The sequence below is a fragment of the Faecalibacterium langellae genome (assembly GCF_002549775.1).
Classification (GTDB): Bacteria; Bacillota; Clostridia; order Oscillospirales; family Ruminococcaceae; genus Faecalibacterium; species Faecalibacterium langellae.
Genome location: NZ_NMTR01000004.1, coordinates 244,164 through 261,324, shown reverse-complemented (window position 1 = coordinate 261,324; position 17,161 = coordinate 244,164). Strand labels below are relative to the sequence as shown.

The window sequence follows — 17,161 nt, the reverse complement described above, 5'->3', positions numbered from 1 at the left end:
GGGCCGTGTCTCAGTCCCAATGTGGCCGTTCAACCTCTCAGTCCGGCTACCGATCGTCGCCTTGGTGGGCCGTTACCTCACCAACTAGCTAATCGGACGCGAGGCCATCTCAAAGCGGATTGCTCCTTTTCCCTCAACCCGATGCCGGGTCGTGGGCTTATGCGGTATTAGCAGTCGTTTCCAACTGTTGTCCCCCTCTTTGAGGCAGGTTCCTCACGCGTTACTCACCCGTTCGCCACTCGCTCGAGAAAGCAAGCTCTCTCTCGCTCGTTCGACTTGCATGTGTTAGGCGCGCCGCCAGCGTTCGTCCTGAGCCAGGATCAAACTCTTTATAAATGATATTTATCACTTTTAAAGTGTTAAATCTTGTTCGCTCAGCACGCAATCGCTTGCGTCCTGTGTGAATTACTTTTGGAATTGTTTTAAGTGTTTTCCAAACACATAAAGGTTCCTTACAAGTTTTTCGATATTGTTCAATTTTCAAGGTCCTGTGCGCCTCAGCCGTTCGGCTGACGACCTGTTTATTTTACCACCGAAGTGGTTTTTTGTCAAGTCTTTTTTCGAAGCTTTTGAACTTTCTGAACTTGAATCGTTCAAGAGTTTCTCGGCGCTAACCGGCCTTTCTTGACGTTCATTGGTTCTTTTCAAGGGCTTCGTGCTGAACTTGAAGAAGTCATTCTTTTGCCTCAGCGCTTGGCGCTCAAGTATAATACCACATCCCGGGGCACTTGTCAACACTTTTTGACATCTTTTTTAAAAGAAAATTGCGTCTGCTTCACTTATATTGTGCTCAGCCCCCTCTTCCCCATACAAAAAGGCCGTCCATGCACTGCACAGACGGCCTTAGGTCTATATATAATTACTTATATTATAAGCGTTTAGCGGATCTCAATGCCCAGCTTGAACTTCAGGTTACCGAGGATCTTCTTGACCACGCGCTCCACTTCTTCCGCAGAAACTTCCTTCTTCGGGTCGGACAGAGACAGGGTGAACGCCATGCTCTTTTTGCCCTCGCCAAGGTTTGCGCCGCGGTAGATATCGAACAGCTTCACCTCATTCACCAGCGGGCTGGCCTTCTTGATGGTCTCCTCGATCTCGCCGCAGGTGGTCTTTTCGTCGCAGACCAGTGCCAGGTCGCGCTTGACGGCGGCATAGGGGCTCAGCGGCTGATAGCGCAGCTCGCCCTCTACGCAGGACATCAGCGCCTCGTAGTCCAGCTCGCCCAGATAGATATTCTGGCTGTCCTTCTGATCCTTTGCGATCTCCAGCTCACCGTTGATCTCGTTGGCCAGCTTGCCGAACACGCCCAGACGCTTGCCGTTGCAATACACAGCGGCACTGATGCCGGGGTGCAGCCATGCGGCGGTCTCGCGCTGATAATCAAAGGTCAGGCCGAAGCCGGCTGCCAGTGCTTCCAGTGCACCCTTGACGGTGAAGAAGTCCTCCTCGGGGCCGAATGCACCAATGCACAGGGTCTGGCGCTCGTGGGGATGCTCGTTGATGGGCAGCTCCTTGGCCAGATAGACCGGTGCCATCTCGAACAGACGGCCCTCGGTGTTGCCCTTCTTGAGGTTGTCCACGATGACGTTCAGCATGGAGGGTGCCAGCAGAGTGCGCATGATGGACAGGTTCTCGCTGATGGGGTTCAGGATGCGGATGGCCTTGCGAGCCTCGTCGTCCGCCGGGATATGCAGCATATCCAGCTCAGCATTAGAGTAGAAGGCCAGCGTGGATGCCTCATAGAAGCCCTGAGCCGCCAGCAGACGCTTTGTCTTCAGCTGCTGTTTCTGGTCGTAGTTCAGGCCGCCGTTGGTGACAGAAGCAGTGTTCAGGAAGGTGGGCACGATATGGTCGTAGCCGTACTCACGGATGACCTCCTCGGCCAGATCCGGGAAGCTTTCCACGTCATCGCGGTACAGGGGTGCGGACACATCCCAGCTGCCGTCGGCCTGTACATCTACAGTGAACTCCAGACGCTGCAGGATATCGATCATGGTCTGGTCGGGCACAGTGATACCCAGCACGCCGCAGATCTTGGCCGGGGTGGTCACGATGTGCTTGCGCTCCAGCGGGCGGCCATCGGTCAGGTCGTATTCCAGCGTGGTGATGTCGCCGCAGTCCAGTTCCTGAATGAGGTGCAGGGCACGGGCAAGGCCCAGCTCAGGAGAGTGGCGGTCCACGCCCTTCTCGTAGCGGGCAGAGGAATCACTGTTCTGGCCCAGAGCGCGGCTGGTCTTACGCACGCAGTCGCGGGCGAAGGTAGCACACTCGAACAGCAGGCTGGTGGTGTTCTCGTCCATGCCGGAGTTTGCACCGCCCATGATGCCGGCCAGAGCCACCGGCTTTTCAGCATCGCAGATAACCAGATTGTTGGGGTTCAGGGTGAACTCCTTCTCGTCCAGAGTGACGATCTTTTCGCCCTCGTGTGCACGGCGCACATCAATGGTGCGGCCAGCGACCTTGTTCAGGTCGAAAGCGTGCATGGGCTGGCCCATTTCCAGCAGGGTGTGGTTGGTGATATCCACCACGTTGCTGATGGAACGCAGGCCGCACAGAGCCAGATGACGCTTCATCCAGCGGGGAGACTCGCCCATACGGATGTTGCGCACATAGTGTGCCATGTAGCGCGGGCACAGGTCGGGAGCTTCCACCTTGACGGTGATCGGCTCGTCGGCGTCGCAGACGGTCTTGTAGTCCATGGCGGGCATGTGCAGAGGCTTGTTCAGGATGGCGGCCACCTCGCGGGCAATGCCGATGACGGACTGGCAGTCCGGGCGGTTTGCGGTGATGGAGATATCAAAGATGTAGTCATCCAGACCCACCACCGGGGCAATGTCGGTGCCGGGGACGGAGTCCTCGGGCAGGATCAGCAGGCCGTACACCTCAGAACCCGGGAACAGGTCATCATTCAGACCCAGCTCCTCGCCGGAGCACAGCATACCGTTGGACTCCACGCCCTGCATCTTGCGGGCCTTGATCTTGATGCCGCCGGGCAGAGTAGAACCATCCAGAGCAGCAGGCACGCAGTCGCCCAGCTTCATGTTGGTGGCACCGGTGCTGATGCGGATGTCGTGGCCGTAGTCGCCGCAGTCCACCACACACTTGGTCAGGTGGGTGCCCTCCTGCTTTTCCATCTCCACGATCTTGCCGACGACCACCTTGCTGATGCCTGCATCCAGCGGGATCAGTTCTTCCACTTCAAAACCGCAGGAGAACAGCTTCTCCTCCAGTTCCTGCGCGGTGACGTCGATGTCTACATATTCTTTTAACCAGCTGAAAGGTACTTTCATTGTTCTGTTCTCTCCCCTCTTATTCGTGGAACTGCTTGAGGAACTGCAGGTTGTTCTCGAACATCAGGCCGATGTTGTTGATGCCGTACTTCAGCATGGCGATACGCTCGATGCCGATGCCGAAAGCGAAGCCGGAGTATTCATCCGGGTCGATGTTGCAGTTCTCCAGCACCTTGCGGTTGACGACGCCGCCGCCCAGCACCTCGATCCAGCCGGTGTGCTTGCACAGCGGGCAGCCCTTGCCGTGGCACTCGAAGCAGCTCACGTCCACCTCAACGCTGGGCTCGGTGAACGGGAAGTAAGAAGGACGCAGGCGGGTGCGGGTGTCGGCACCGAACAGCTTCTGCACGAAGGTATTCAGTGCGCCCTGCAGGTCGCCCAGCGTGATGCCCTTATCCACCACCAGACCTTCCATCTGGTGGAACATGGGGCTGTGGGTAGCGTCCGAGTCGGAGCGGAACACACGGCCGGGCATCAGGATCTTGATGGGCGGCTTCTGAACGTCCATGGTGCGGATCTGGCCGCCGGAAGTCTGGGTACGCAGCAGGAACTCCTCCGACAGGTAGAAGGTGTCCTGCATGTCGCGTGCCGGGTGATCCTTGGGCACGTTCAGGCGGGTAAAGTTGTGGTCATCGTCCTCGATCTCCGGGAAGGTGCCCACCGAAAAGCCCATGCCGGAGAACACGTCGATGATCTGGTTGGTGATCAGGGTCAGCGGGTGCAGGCCGCCCATGGGGCGGGTCTTGGCGGGCAGGGTGATGTCCACGATCTCGGCGGCGTTGCGGGCAGCCAGCTCTGCTTCCTTCACCTTTTCAGCGGCAGCGTCATAGTCTGCCTGCACCTTAGCCTTGAGTTCGTTGATGATCTTGCCCATGGCGGGACGTTCTTCGGGGGCGACGGTGCGCAGGTTCTTCATCAGAGCGGGAATTTTGCCGTTTTTGCTGAGGTATTCCTGCCAGAAGGATGCCAGCGTTTCCTTGCTGGAGACCTGACCAAGGCTTTCCGCAGCCTGTTTTGCCAGCTCGTCGATCATTGCTTGCATGGATGTTCTCTCCTTTATTCTTCTTGTTTCTGAGCGGAGTGCAACAAAAAAGCTCCGTCCCCTGCCCGGCCAAAGGCCAGACACAAGGGACGAAGCTGTAAATTTTTCTGCTCCGCGGTACCACCCGGTTTCCGCCCACACAGGACTGCCGGGCGGCTCTCAGAACGCCGTAACGGGGCGCATCCGTTCTGTACTACTGCTGTTTCGCACAGACCGCTCAGGAGCGAACTTCAGCCAGCCCGCACACGGAAGCCCTTTCAGCCGGTGAAGCTTCTCTCTTTGCCGTGCGGCGCAAACCTACTCTCTCCGTCGCTGCGTTTGGGAGTATTCAGGTTCATAACCAAATGTATACTACCACATTTCGGGAAAGTTTGCAAGGGGTGTCAGTCTTCAAGAACCCGATAGTCCTCGGAAATTTTTACGATCACCACATCTCCCGCTTGCTGAATGTAGCCCTTTTGCGGGTAAAGCGGCAGCGCTTCGATGTCTTCTGTGCTGAGCAATTCTACGTATTGATCGTAACTGCAAAACGTGATATTCACCGGCGTGATCTGTTCAAACACGCCCTGCCAGGACAGGGCCGCACACTCCGGTGCCAGCCAGAAACGGCCCATTTGTGCATATTTGTTGGCCGATGTATAAAGCGGTGTTTTCAGGAAACTCGGGTTGGAACTGGGTCTTCCCACGATCATTACTGTGGGTTGGCTGCCCTCATCAAAATAGCCCAAATCCATCAGGTCATCCACGATCCGGTCCGACATCACCCGCAGCGATTCACGGCCCTGCCGCATGGCTTCCTGATCCGTCGCCATCATATACACATTCCCATACACGATCAGCACTGCCAGTACAAGGACCAGCCACCGCACCTTGCTGTCATGCTCCTGTTCCGGGCGATCATCTGCCAGCAGCAACAGACACAGCGGCACAAACAGCGCCAGCCCGGCTCCCATCTGCATCCGCCAGGCCGCTTCACTGCTGATCAGCATCATCATGTTGCAGGAAAGCGGCAGCACCAGCATTGCCGCCATGCACAGCAGTGCTCCCTCCAGGTCTTTCCTGCGGACGATCTGTGCAAAGCGGCGAAGGAACCCCACACCGATCACAGCCAGAACGACAATGAATAATCCAAACGTCTGCAAAGTGTTATGCCGATAGATGTTCTGGAAAAAATAAGTTGCAAACAGTTGGTATGCCTGCAGAATGCCGCCAGGCAGACCCAGCAAAATGCTTTTCACTGAAATTTCTGCAGCGCCATTGTAGCTTGCAAGCTGCTGGCCGCATGCCAGAAGGACCAGCTTCAGCACCAGCCAGTATAAAATCATTCCGGACGCTGCACTGCCAAGACTCTTTGCAATGTGCGCGTGCACCTGCTTCTTTCCTTCCGCCCGGAACAGCAGCCGGAGCAGATATGCCAGCAAAATCATGCAGAAGCACGCCAGATTTGCTTGATAGAGTCCCAAGCTCAACGCCAGCAGCACGGCACTTTCGCCAATTGCCTTTCCGATATGCTCTGTCCGGGTCGCATGATCGGCTGCCGCAGCCGACAGCAAAAAGGAAAGCCCGAAAATCGGTGACGTATACCGGTACGACAGCCACACACCGACGACTGCACCGGAAACGAACCCCATACCTGCAAGCCAGGTCATCGGCTTATCGTTCACGGCAAACAGCCTGCGGAGCATCGCAACAGCAAGCGCTATCATTGAAAGGGTCAGCAACGCATTGATCGGTTCAGTCTGAATCCCAAAACGAAGAAAATCCACTGCCGGCAAAAGCCATCTTCCGATGGAAAGTTCCCAGAAGCCGCCCATATAATAAGCGCCATGCCACAGGCCATCGTATGTATTGACCAGCCGCTGACTGATCAGCGGGAAATAAACGACCACTGCAAAGCCCAGCATCCCAAGAAAGTAAATTCGATCCTGCTTTGCCGTGCATCGCTTTTTATCCTTTACGCTCTCTTTCCGCAGTAGTTCTTCCATTCCATTTCCTCCACACACAGTCTTTTGTCGAATTTCATGTTTCAGTATACCAAAAAATACCGCAAATACAAGGCTTACAAAAATCCCCCGCTGGAATTCACTTTTCCAACGGGGGATTGCTTTTATTCAAAAGAACGTTTTACTTTCCCACGATCTCCGCGGCCAGCGCGTCCATCTGGGCTTCCGCCGCAGCGTTGGCTGCACTGCGGATAGTGACCACATTCTCGCAGACCGTGATGTTCTTCATGCCTTCCAGCTCGGCGCGCATGAGCTTTGCGGCCATGGGGGCCCAGGTGCCGTTCTCCATCAGACCCACCGTGCGGTTCTGGAAGCTCTTGGTCTTGAGGTGGGTCAGCAGATTTTCCATCGGCGGGAACAGGAAGCCGTCGTAGGTGGCGCAGGCCAGCACGATCTTGCCACAGCGGAACGCCTCGGTGACGGCATAGGACACATCCGTGCGGGTCAGGTCCATCTCCACGACCTTTGCGCCCTTTGCACGCAGCTTTTCGGCCATGAGGTGGGCTGCTGCACGGGTGTGGCCGTGGATGGAAGCACTTGCCACAAGGATCTTTTCCGGCTCCTCGGGCTTGTAGCTGGACCAGATGTCGTAGTAGTTCAGGTACTTGCCCAGATCTCCGGTCAGCACCGGGCCGTGCAGCGGGCAGATGGTCTGGATGTCCAGAGCCGCGGCCTTTTTCAGCAGCGCCTGCACCTGCGGGCCGTATTTACCCACGATGTTCAGGTAGTAGCGGCGGGCTTCACTGGCCCAGTCGGCCTTTTCGTCAAACTTTGCCACAGCGCCAAAGCGACCGAAACCATCCGCGGAGAACAGCACCTTTTCGGTGGATTCATAGCTGACCATGACCTCCGGCCAGTGCACCATGGGTGCAAACACAAAGGTCAGGGTGTGGGTGCCAAGGCACAGGCTCTCGCCGTCCTTCACCACTACACGGCGCTCCTTGGCAATGGCATCGGCACCAAAGAACTGCTCCATATACAGGAAGGTCTTGGCGTTGCCCACCACCTGCATTTCCGGGTAGAGTGCCGCCAGCTTTGCAATGTTGGCACCGTGGTCCGGCTCCATGTGGGAGACCACCAGATAATCCGGCTTACGGTCTGCCAGAGCTTCGGTCAGGTTTTTCAGCCAAGGCTCAGTGGCGCGGGCATCCACGGTATCCAGAACGGCGGTCTTTTCGTCCAGAATGACATAGGAATTATAGCTCACGCCGGTGGGCACCGGGTACTGGCTCTCGAACAGGTCGATGGTGGTATCATCCACACCAACGCCCAGAATAGCTTCACTGATCTTGTTTACACTCATAACGCTCGGTCTCCTTATTTATAATTTTATGCAGTGCCGCGTTTCTGCGGCGGTTGTTTCTAAGAACAGTTCCTATTATAGCACATTGTTAGAAATTTCGCAAGAGATATTATTCTTCCCCATTTTCCGGCAGCTTTGCCGCTACCGGCCTGCCCGGCTCGGTATCCAGTTCCAGCAGGGCGGCAGCGGCGCTTTCGTCCATGGTCTGCACAGCGCGCAGCTTGCGGCTGATGGCACGGCTGCGCACGCCGATGAGATTATCCAGTTCTTCGTCGGTCTGGCGCAGGCGCTGCTGCATCTTGGAAAGCCCCTGCCCGAACTTGTCGAACTCGGTCTTGACCGCGCCTAGCAGCTGCCAAACCTCGCCGGAGCGCTTCTGGATGGCGAGCGTCTTGAAGCCCATCTGCAGGCTGTTGAGCAGGGCGGCCATGGTGCTGGGGCCTGCGATGTTCACCTGGTAATCCCGCTGCAGCACTTCCAGCAGACCCGCGTTCACCACCTCGGCATACAAGCCCTCAAAGGGCAAAAACAGGATGCCGAAGGCCGTGGTGTAGGGTGGCTCCACATACTTTTCGCGGATATCCTTGGCCTCGGCCCGCAGCACCAGTTCCAGCGCATGGCGGGCGTTCTCCACGGCCTGCGCGTCGCCGGAAGCCTGCGCATCCTGCAGATGGGCATAGGTGTCGCCGGGAAACTTGGAATCAATGGGCAGCCACACCGTACCACCGTCCACACCCGGCATCTTGATGGCGTACTCCACCCGCTGGGTGCTGCCCGGGATGGTGGCCACATTGGTGTCGTACTGCTCCGGGGCCAGGATTTCTTCCAGGATGGCCCCCAGCTGAATCTCGCCCAGGATGCCGCGGGTCTTCACGCCGGAAAGCACCTGCTTCAGGCCGCCCACATCGGCGGCAAGATTCTGCATCTCGCCCAGGCCCTTGTACACCTGCTCCAGTTGGTCGTTGACTGCCTTGAAGCTCTCGGTCACCCGCTTCTGCAGGGCGTCCTGCAGCTGTTCATCCACCGTATGACGAATTTCGTCCAGCTTCTGGGCATTCTGGGCCTGCAGGGCAGTCATGCCTTCGGCCAGGGTGCGGCGCATTTCTTCCAGCTTGCGGGCGTTGGAAGCTTCCAGCCCCTGCAGGCGCTGCTCCATGGTCTGCTGCTGGGTGCCCTGCCCGGCGGTGAGGGCCGCGCTCATGCTCTGCACCGAAGACTGCAGCGTTTCGCTGATCTGGCCCATGGCGGCAAGGTTCTGCTGCGACATCTCGGCCAGTTTGGCTTCCATCTGCTGATTCTGCGCGTCCAGCTGCTGGCGCAGCCATTCCTTCAGCGCGGCGTCATCCCGGTTGGCCGTGGGCTTTGCCGTGCGGTACAGCATCAGCGCCAGCAGCAGGCAGATGGTCACCAGAAGAAAGGTGTAAAGAACTGCTAATAATTCCATGTTTTTCTCCCATTGCAAAATCCGGGCTGTGCGGTGTGCAAAGCCCGGATCTGCGTTTTTGTTTATGTGGTTTGTGCTTCCCAGAAGGCGACGGCGTCGTTCAGCCAGCCTTCCGCGTCGGTGCCGCGGCCCAGGCCGATGCCGTGGGGCGCATCGTTGTAAACCACCTGCTTGTGCGGCACCTGATTTGCCTGCAGTGCTTTTGCCAGCGCAGGCTCCTGCAGGTTCCAGCACAGCATCATGAGGGTGGTATCGTTTTTGCCATACCAGAAATACACCGGCGGGTAATCTTCGGTGATCACGTCCGCCACACTGTATTCATAGTAGAACTTTCCGCAGGAGAGGCCGTCAACGCCCAGCCGGTAGGCCGGCGTCACTTCTGCATACTGCACGATGGGGTACGCCAGGATCAGCGCACCCGGCTTCAGCAGGCCGTAATTTTTGTAGCCCAGCGCATCCGAGCCGAACAGGCCGGTCAGCTGGCCGCCCGCAGAGTGGCCGATCACGGCATAGTCCTCCGCCTGCACGCCGAACTGCTGGGCGTGGTCGGTGATGTACTGCACCGCCTGGGCAATATCGTCCAGCGGTGCATTCTGATCGTTGTCCGGGTAGATGCGGTAGCGCATCACGAAGGCCGCATAGCCCATCTGGTGCAGCTGGTATGCGGTGGAAACGCACTCCTTTACTTCCGCCGTGCGGGTCACCACATTTCCGGAAAGGATCAGCGCATACTTTGCGTTGGGCGTGCTGGCCGGGTAATAGTAGATCTCTGCGTCGTTCCGGGAACTGTCCTCAGCGATCTCCTGCTCGGAATAGATCTTATACGTGATCTGCACGCCTGCGTTGTAGTTTTCAATGAGCAGGTTCAGGCCGTCGGCACAGTCCTGCGCCACCCAGCTGCCCACATATTTTTCCAGCGTCTGGCCGTTCAGCAGGTTTTCAGCGCCCTGCAGTTTCTGCTCCTTTGCATAGGTCCACAGGCCCGAACCCGCGATGCTTGGGTTCGAACGGATCTCCCCCATCGTGGTCTGGGGCGTGATATTGGCTTCGCCGTATTCCGCTGCAAACGCCGCCGGCAGCAGCAGGAGCAAAAGGCCGGCACTGAGCAGCGCCGCCATGATCTTCCGCTTCACATTCATCGCTCCTTTTCCGTTTTTATGCACACTGTTCTTCCCAGAAGGCAATCGCCTCCTGCACCCAGCCCTCGGCGTCGGTGCCTTCCCCGATGCCGACACCATGGGGCGCATGGCGGTAGACGCTTTCCTTATAAGGCACGCCATACGTTTCCAGAGCCTTGTGCAGCGCCGGGCCCTGCTGCCAGTAATTGAACGCGATCAGCAGGATATCGTCCTGACCATACCAGAAGTAAGTGGGCGGGTAATCCGCATCCACGCAGTCGGAAATGTTGTAATCGTAGTACCGCCGTTCCAGCGCATCTGTATCCAGCAGAACATGGTAGAGCGGCTTCGTCTCATAAAAATTGTTGATGGGGTACGCCAGCAGCAGCGCACCGGGCTTCGGCACGCCGTAGTTCGGGTAGCCCAGCTCTTTGCCGCCAAAGATGCCTGCGATCTGCCCGCCGGAAGAATAGCCCACCAGCGCATAATCCTCCGTCTGCACGCCGAACTGCTGGGCATTCGCAGTGATGAACTGGATGGCCCGGCCAAGGTCTTCCAGCGGGGCATTGTCCGTGGCGTCCAGACCGATGCGGTAGCGCAGCGCAAACACCGCATAGCCCTGCTGGTGCAGCTCCCACGCCGTGGAAACGCCGCCGCGCATCTCGCCGCTGTAGAACAGTGCGTTGCCGGAAAGCACCACGGCGTACTTTGCGCCCGGCTGCTCGGCCGGGAAATAATACAGCTCGGCACGGTCACGGCTGGCGTCCTGCGCGATCTCCTCCGGGCTGAACAGCTTGTAGGTGATCTGTGTCCCGGCGTTGTAGGTCTCGATCAGGTAGTTCATCCCGGCCACACAGCTGTTGACCGACTCGGTGCCGATCACCTGTTCCATGGTGTCGTTGTCCTTGCTGTGCCGCAGCAGGTCGCAGTCACGCTCCCAGATATAGACATACGTATACAGCCCGGAACCCTTGATGCTGGGGTTTTCCCGCAGCTGCTTCATCGTGGTCTTCGGCGTGATCTCCGGTGCGCCGTATTCTGCCGCCGAGACCGGCAGCGCGATCACCAGCAGCAGGCCAATGCACACCGCCGCCATGCGGAGCATTTGCTTCATTTCATTTTCTCCTTCTTCAGCCGACCTGTTCCTCCCAGAATGCGACAGCATCCTTCACCCAGCCCTCGGCGTCGGTGCCGCGGCCGGTACCGATGCTGTGCGGTGCGTGGTTGTACACAGTGACCTTATGGGGCACTTCATGGGTCTCCAGTGCCTGCTCCAGTGCCGGGCCCTGTTTTTCAAAACCCATCAGTGCTAACACCTGATCGTCTTTTCCATACCAGAAATAGACCGGCGGATAGTCATCCGTCACTGCTTCGGCCAGGCTGGTCATATAGTAGCGCCACTCCCGCGTACCCGGATCGATGAGCACATGATAGGCCAGTTTTCCATAAGTAAAATCCACAAACGGATAGGAAAGCAGCAGCACGCCGGGCTTTGGCACCGGATAGTTGCCATAGCCGATTTCCCGGTTCGCAAACAGGCCGCCAAGCTGTCCGCCCGCCGAGAAGCATACCAGCGCATAGTTTTCCGACTGGACCTGGAACTTGTCTGCATTTTCCGTGATCAACTGCACCGCCCGGCCCAAATCCTGCAGCGGTGCATTGTCGCTGGCAGCCAGAAAGGAGCGGTATCGCAGCACAAACACGGTGTAACCCATTTCATGCAGCTGGTACGCTGCCGAGCCGCCCTCCTCCATCTCCGAGGTGACGCCGTTTCCATTTCCCGGCACTACAAGTGCATACTTTCCGCCCGGCGTGCTGGCTGGATAATAGAACAGCTGTGCTCCGCCCAGCGAAGGATTCGCCTCGATCTCCTCCGGCGTATAGATCTGCCATGTGACTTGCACGCCGTTGTTATAGTTTTCGATCACCAGATTCATTGCCTGGGCACAGTCTTCCACCAGTTCCGGCTTTGCATACTGTGCCAACGTCTTGTTCTGCCAATACAGGCTTTCAATGGGCAGCATTTCCCTGCAGTAAGTATAGTAGCCCGAACCCTTGATGGACGGATTTTCCCGTAGTTCTTTCATCGTTGTCTGCGGCGTAATGTTCGCTTCGCCCTGTTCCACCGCAAACGCTGCAGGCAGCATGGCCAGCATCAGGCAGACGCTGAGCACCTCCGCGATCAGACTTCTCTTGTTCACACCAAATTCCCCTTCACATCTTTATTTCCGCGTTTATTTGCACTGTTCTTCCCAGAACTCGGTAGCCAGCTTGATCCAGCCGTCCGCATCGGTGTGGCGGCCTGGGCCGATGGCATGGGGCGCATCCTCATACACATGGCACTCGTAGGTCGCGCCTTTTTCCTTCAGCGTCTTTTCCAGCAGCGGGCCCTGCAGGCAGTAACCCATCCGCTTCATGTAGACGTCATTCTTGCCATAGAAGAAGAAGGTGGGGGTGTAGTTCTCATTCACCACGTCCGAAATGTTGGTCCAGTAATAGCGCCAGCCCACTTCCAGCGGGTCCATGATGATGTGGTACACCGGCTTGACTTCAAAGAAATCGTTGATGGGGTAGCCCAGCAGCAGCGCCGCAGGCTGCGGGATGCCAAAGGCCTTGTAGCCGAACTGCTCGTTGTCCGAGCCGACCAGGCCCACGATGTGGCCGCCGGAGGAAAAGCCCATCACGGCGTAGTTGTCGCGCTGCACGCCAAACTGATCTGCGTTCTCATACAGGTATTTCAGCGCGTTGCCGATGTCGTATACCGGTGCATTGTCGCTGGCGTTCAGGAAGGAGCGGTACCGCAGCACAAACACCGCATAGCCCAGCTCATGCAGCTGGTTTGCGATGGACGCGCCCTCGTTCAGCTCTGCCGTGGTGTTGCCGCCGTTGCCGGGCACCACCATGACGTACTTTGCGTTCTCGGTCTCGGCCGGGAAATAAAACAGCTGCACCATGCCCAGCGCCGGGGTCTCGGCGATCTGTTCCTGGGTGTAGACCTGCCAGGTGATCTGCACGCCCTTGTTGTAGTTTTCAATGACAAGGTTCATGCCCTCGGCTGCATCTTCGGCCGCCGCGTAGCTGACATAGCCCGAGATCGGCGTATCGTCATACGACGTATCGCCCTCGATCCACTCGTTGCAGTAAGTATAGAACCCGGACCCCTTGATGCTGGGGTTTTCCCGCAGTTCCTTCATGGTCGTCTGGGTGGTGATGTTCGGCTCCCCATACTCGGCTGCGAATGCTGAGACTGCCAGGCACACTGCCACGCACAGGGTGCCCACCGCCGCGAAAAACTTCTTCATCGGTTTTTTGACCTCCGTTTATCTGCCCGGCCTTTCCGGCCCGGCTGCTTTATAAACTTTATTGTATCATAAACCGTCCCATTGTCAAAGCAATTCTGTGCAGTCCGGCGCTTGTGCAGCGGCTCGAATTCTGCTATACTGGAAACAGTTTTGGATAAGAGGGTGCAGGCGTTTTTCAAACCGCCTGCCGGAATCAGAGTATGCGTGAAATTGAGGTCCGGTCCATGCGGCCGGAAGATTGGAAATCCGTTTCCAGAATTTACCTGGAAGGCATCGCCACCGAGCATGCCACCTTCCAGACCGACTGCCCGCCCTATGCTGCCTGGGATGCTTCCCACATCCGGGAATGCCGTCTGGTTCTGCTGGCAGGCGGCGTCATTGCGGGCTGGACAGCCCTGCACCGGGTGGACCCGCGCTGGTGCTACCGGGGTGTGGCCGAGGTGAGCATTTATATCGGCGAGAAGTTCCGCGGCCACGGGCTGGGGTATCATCTGCTCACCGAGCTGTGCCGGCAGGCCGAGGCCGCCGGTTACTGGACCCTGCAGTCCACCGTGTTGCAGGACAATGCGGCCAGCCGCGCCCTGCACACCAAATGCGGGTTCCGGCTGGTGGGCCGCCGGGAGCGCATTGCCCGGGACTGCCACGGCCGCTGGCTGGACACCTACCTGATGGAATACCGCGCCGCCGCGGATGAGCCGGTCGGCTACAAAAAACTGTGATGATCTGCAAAAAAGGGCTTCCTGCAAACGATACAGGAAGCCCCTTTTGTATGTGATTTTTCAGCAGGAGTTACCATTCCTCGCCGTCGATCTCCACCGACCCGCTGACGACCGTGCCTGCGCGGGAGCGCTGGAACATGCTCTCCACCACGGCGCAGTACTTATCGGCCAGGCAGACGATGATCGCCTCGCGGCAGGTGGGCACATGACGGAAGGTCAGCGGCCACATGTGGCTGGCAATGATGCTCTGCTCCTTTTTGGTGACGCCGAACACCCGCTTTGCGTTGACGCAGGCATAACCCGGGTGGGAGAAGCCGTGCATCTCAAACAGGCGGCGCAGGCCGTGGAAGGTGCCCTTGGTGTGCCAGTCATACAGATAAAAATCGTGCAGCAGCGCACCCACGGCCAGCGAGGTCTCGTCGGCGTGCAGGTGCAGGCGGCGGTTGAGCCAGAAGCTGACCAGCGCCACATTTTTGCAGTGCTGATAGGTGGTCACCGAGCCATGCTGGATATACTCCCGCATCCGCTGCACCTCGGGGTGATGGTCATATTTCTCCACGATCTCATAAAGCTGTTCGCGTTCTGTTTCAGAAAGCTGCATTCTGCAAAGTTTCCTTTCGCATCGACCGGCAAGCCGGTAAAGTGAACATGGTCAGGAGCGCAGCTGCACCGGGTTGGAATTGCCGAAGTTTTCTGCGCTGGAGGGGTTCTGCCGCACGAGCGACAGGTCCACCAGATACTGCCGGCCGTCGCCCAGTTCTTCCAGCTGGGCCAGCTTTGCCCGGGCCGAAGCCTCGTCGGGGTACCACTGGATGAGGAAGAAATTTTCCTCCTCCACACCGTAGTACAGCCACTTGCCGTCCGCACGGAGCCAGTCGTCCAGGTGGTCCACTTCCTCGCCGTCCGGCAGGCCGAGGCCTTCTTCCGCATAGAGGCTTTCCGGCTCCACCTGCAGCACTTCAATGACCTGGATGGAGCTCTGCAGGTATTCGTCCTGCGAGACCGCCTTGTCCGAAAGCTCCCAGCCGGTGAGAAATGCCTGCATGAGCAGATCGCGCACCGAGATGCGCGGCAGTGTCGGGTCCATAACCATATTGATTTTCCTTCTTCCATGGGGACAAGCCCCTTTTAGTTTGTCCCTGCTGACCAGTATACGGCAAAGCCTTGTGCAAGTCAACAGTTTAATTGTGAATTTTTTGTAGGTTCGTTCAAATCAGACTGCATTTAACCGACGGACCAGCCAAATGTGTCCCCCAGCCATTCCACGGCCAGTTCCACCCAGTGGTGCCGGTGGCGGCTGGGCCGGTCCACTTCCACGGTGCTGATACTGGTGCCGTGGACACCTTTTTCAAACAGGTGTGCTTCGCAGGGCACGCCCGCTGCGTGCAGGGCGCTCACCAGCAGCAGGGTGTTCTCCACCGGCACCGTCTCGTCTTCCATCGTATGCCAGACGAACACCGGCGGTGTCTCGGGCATGATCTTGTCTTCCAGCCCAAAGGCCTGCTGTGCGGCCCGGTCGGCGGTGCCCGCCAGCTGTGCAAAGCTGCCGCGGTGGGCATATTCCCCCGCCGTGACCACTGGATAGCCCAGGATCACCGCGTCGGGCCGTGGCTGGTCAGCTTCGCCGGGGATCTCCAGCACCGCACTGGAAAGGGCCAGGTGCCCGCCCGCCGAAAAGCCGCACACCGCGATCTTTTCCGGCAGCACATGCCACGCGGCGGCATGTTCCCGCACAAGGCCGATGGCCTGGGCCAGCTGGCGCAGGGGCAGGTAGTCTCGCGCTTTTTCGCAGATGGCATAGTCCAGCACGGCGGTGTGGTACCCCGCCGCAGCGAACTGCAGGGCCACCGGGTCGCCCTCCCGGGCGCTGACGTGGGTGTAGCCGCCGCCGGGCACCACCAGCACCAAAGGCCGGTCGATGGCGCGGGGCATCCGCTCGCAGGAATCCCGCAGGTAAACGGTCAGCGCCCCGCCGCCGACAAGTTCCAGCTGTTTCAGCTGCATTTTGCTTTTCCTCCTTTTTCACACTCTTTGCGGTTCATTATAGCACACTTTGCGCAAAGCGCAACCAAAAGCACACGAGAAGTTCAAAACCACTTTCGTCCTCATCCAAACTCTAATTTCAGTTGACAAATCACACAGTTACGCATATAATAAAAGCGGGAAGTGGGAATTCCCACATATACTGAGAGGTGATCTTATGGAAACCGTAAAAGTTTATGATGCTCATCTTGATTCCAAAAAGCGAATCACTTTGCGTGGTGCTGCGTTCGAAAACTATAATGTCAAAATCTATAAAAACGGCTGCATCATTCTGGAACCGCGGGTCCTGGCTGTGCCGGATACGATCTCTGCTCGCTCCTTAAAGGCAATGGATGAAGCCGTTGCAAACTTCAACGCCGGAACGGTATCTTCCCCCATCGACCTTTCTGACTTTTGAGCGGAGAGGCGGAAATGAATTATAGCATTCGAATGGGAATTCCTGAAATGGAAGAACTCTGGTCATCCCTTCAGGCAAAATTTCGCAGCGGCACCATTGGCAAAACCGAGCTTCAGCTCTACAAAAAATGGGGCAGTGCCTTAAAAAAGCTGTCCGAAGACCCGTTTTATCCCAGCCTGAAAACGCACGAGATTGCTCCGCTTTCCAGACGCTACGGGATGCGGGTGTGGCAATCATATCTTGAGAACCGAAACAGCAGTGCCATGCGAATGTATTGGGTATATGGACCCGGAAAAGAGGAGATCACCATCATCGGCCTTGAACCGCACCCGGAAGATCGTAAGAATGGTGCCTATGATAAAGTAAAATTGTCTGATCTATGATCTATCGCATCCGGCAGTGACAACTCAAATGTCGCTGCCGGATGCTTTTCTTTTTCCATTTTTTAAACTTTTTATGAAAGCCCTTGATTTTTGCTTTGTGACGGTGTATATTAGCAC

At 57.5% G+C, this 17,161-nt stretch carries 15 protein-coding genes and 1 rRNA gene; 3 read left to right on the top strand and 13 right to left on the bottom strand.

Going from position 1 to position 17,161, the window contains the following annotated elements; genetic code table 11:
- From CGS49_RS02630 to CGS49_RS02585, 10 genes are all read right to left on the bottom strand, one after another.
- Positions 1-336: ribosomal RNA gene (locus CGS49_RS02630) — 16S ribosomal RNA — on the bottom strand; the annotation flags it as partial.
- Positions 337-878: 542 nt separating this feature from the next.
- Positions 879-3,290 carry a phenylalanine--tRNA ligase subunit beta gene (pheT, locus tag CGS49_RS02625; RefSeq protein ID WP_097800372.1) on the bottom strand — a complete coding sequence of 804 codons (2,412 nt, stop codon included), beginning with the start codon at positions 3,288-3,290 and terminating at the stop codon, positions 879-881.
- Between the two features lie 19 nt (positions 3,291-3,309).
- A complete protein-coding gene (pheS, locus tag CGS49_RS02620) occupies positions 3,310-4,332 on the bottom strand; it encodes a phenylalanine--tRNA ligase subunit alpha (protein WP_097800371.1) in 1,023 nt (340 codons plus the stop codon).
- A gap of 383 nt (positions 4,333-4,715) precedes the next feature.
- Entirely contained in the window at positions 4,716-6,317 is a 1,602-nt protein-coding gene (locus CGS49_RS02615; protein WP_097800370.1) for a glucosyltransferase domain-containing protein, read from the bottom strand.
- Positions 6,318-6,456: 139 nt separating this feature from the next.
- A complete protein-coding gene (locus tag CGS49_RS02610; protein WP_097800369.1) occupies positions 6,457-7,638 on the bottom strand; it encodes an FprA family A-type flavoprotein in 1,182 nt (393 codons plus the stop codon).
- 109 nt (positions 7,639-7,747) lie between these two features.
- Positions 7,748-9,082 (bottom strand): DNA recombination protein RmuC, encoded by a 1,335-nt coding sequence (locus CGS49_RS02605; RefSeq protein ID WP_097800368.1) that lies wholly within the window; start codon positions 9,080-9,082, stop codon positions 7,748-7,750.
- 62 nt (positions 9,083-9,144) lie between these two features.
- On the bottom strand, positions 9,145-10,221 hold the full coding sequence (locus CGS49_RS02600; RefSeq protein ID WP_242975334.1) for an alpha/beta hydrolase: 1,077 nt from the start codon (positions 10,219-10,221) through the stop codon (positions 9,145-9,147).
- Positions 10,222-10,237: 16 nt separating this feature from the next.
- Positions 10,238-11,314 (bottom strand): alpha/beta hydrolase, encoded by a 1,077-nt coding sequence (locus CGS49_RS02595; RefSeq protein WP_242975333.1) that lies wholly within the window; start codon positions 11,312-11,314, stop codon positions 10,238-10,240.
- Positions 11,315-11,330: 16 nt separating this feature from the next.
- A complete protein-coding gene (locus CGS49_RS02590; protein ID WP_242975331.1) occupies positions 11,331-12,401 on the bottom strand; it encodes an alpha/beta hydrolase in 1,071 nt (356 codons plus the stop codon).
- A gap of 33 nt (positions 12,402-12,434) precedes the next feature.
- Positions 12,435-13,502: an alpha/beta hydrolase gene (locus CGS49_RS02585; protein WP_097800367.1), complete on the bottom strand. Its 1,068-nt coding sequence runs from the start codon at positions 13,500-13,502 to the stop codon at positions 12,435-12,437.
- A gap of 200 nt (positions 13,503-13,702) precedes the next feature.
- On the opposite strand from CGS49_RS02585, the gene CGS49_RS02580 reads away from it, so the two are divergent.
- The gene (locus CGS49_RS02580) at positions 13,703-14,221 is read left to right on the top strand and encodes a GNAT family N-acetyltransferase (protein WP_097800366.1); all 519 of its coding nucleotides are present in this window, start codon (positions 13,703-13,705) and stop codon (positions 14,219-14,221) included.
- Positions 14,222-14,291: 70 nt separating this feature from the next.
- Here the strand turns inward: CGS49_RS02580 and CGS49_RS02575 are convergent, their stop codons facing one another.
- The 3 genes from CGS49_RS02575 to CGS49_RS02565 form a co-directional block, all read right to left on the bottom strand.
- Complete coding sequence (locus CGS49_RS02575) at positions 14,292-14,822, bottom strand: HD domain-containing protein (RefSeq protein WP_097800365.1); 531 nt, start codon at positions 14,820-14,822, stop codon at positions 14,292-14,294.
- 51 nt (positions 14,823-14,873) lie between these two features.
- Positions 14,874-15,308, bottom strand: a complete 435-nt coding sequence (locus CGS49_RS02570) for a hypothetical protein (protein WP_242975330.1) — start codon at positions 15,306-15,308, stop codon at positions 14,874-14,876.
- A 137-nt stretch (positions 15,309-15,445) separates the two neighbouring features.
- Complete coding sequence (locus CGS49_RS02565) at positions 15,446-16,225, bottom strand: alpha/beta hydrolase (RefSeq protein ID WP_097800363.1); 780 nt, start codon at positions 16,223-16,225, stop codon at positions 15,446-15,448.
- A 196-nt stretch (positions 16,226-16,421) separates the two neighbouring features.
- Here CGS49_RS02565 and CGS49_RS02560 point away from each other — a divergent pair, with 196 nt between their 5' ends.
- Positions 16,422-16,661: a hypothetical protein gene (locus CGS49_RS02560; protein WP_097800362.1), complete on the top strand. Its 240-nt coding sequence runs from the start codon at positions 16,422-16,424 to the stop codon at positions 16,659-16,661.
- A 14-nt stretch (positions 16,662-16,675) separates the two neighbouring features.
- Complete coding sequence (locus tag CGS49_RS02555) at positions 16,676-17,044, top strand: hypothetical protein (protein WP_097800361.1); 369 nt, start codon at positions 16,676-16,678, stop codon at positions 17,042-17,044.
- The last annotated feature ends 117 nt before the right edge of the window (positions 17,045-17,161 follow it).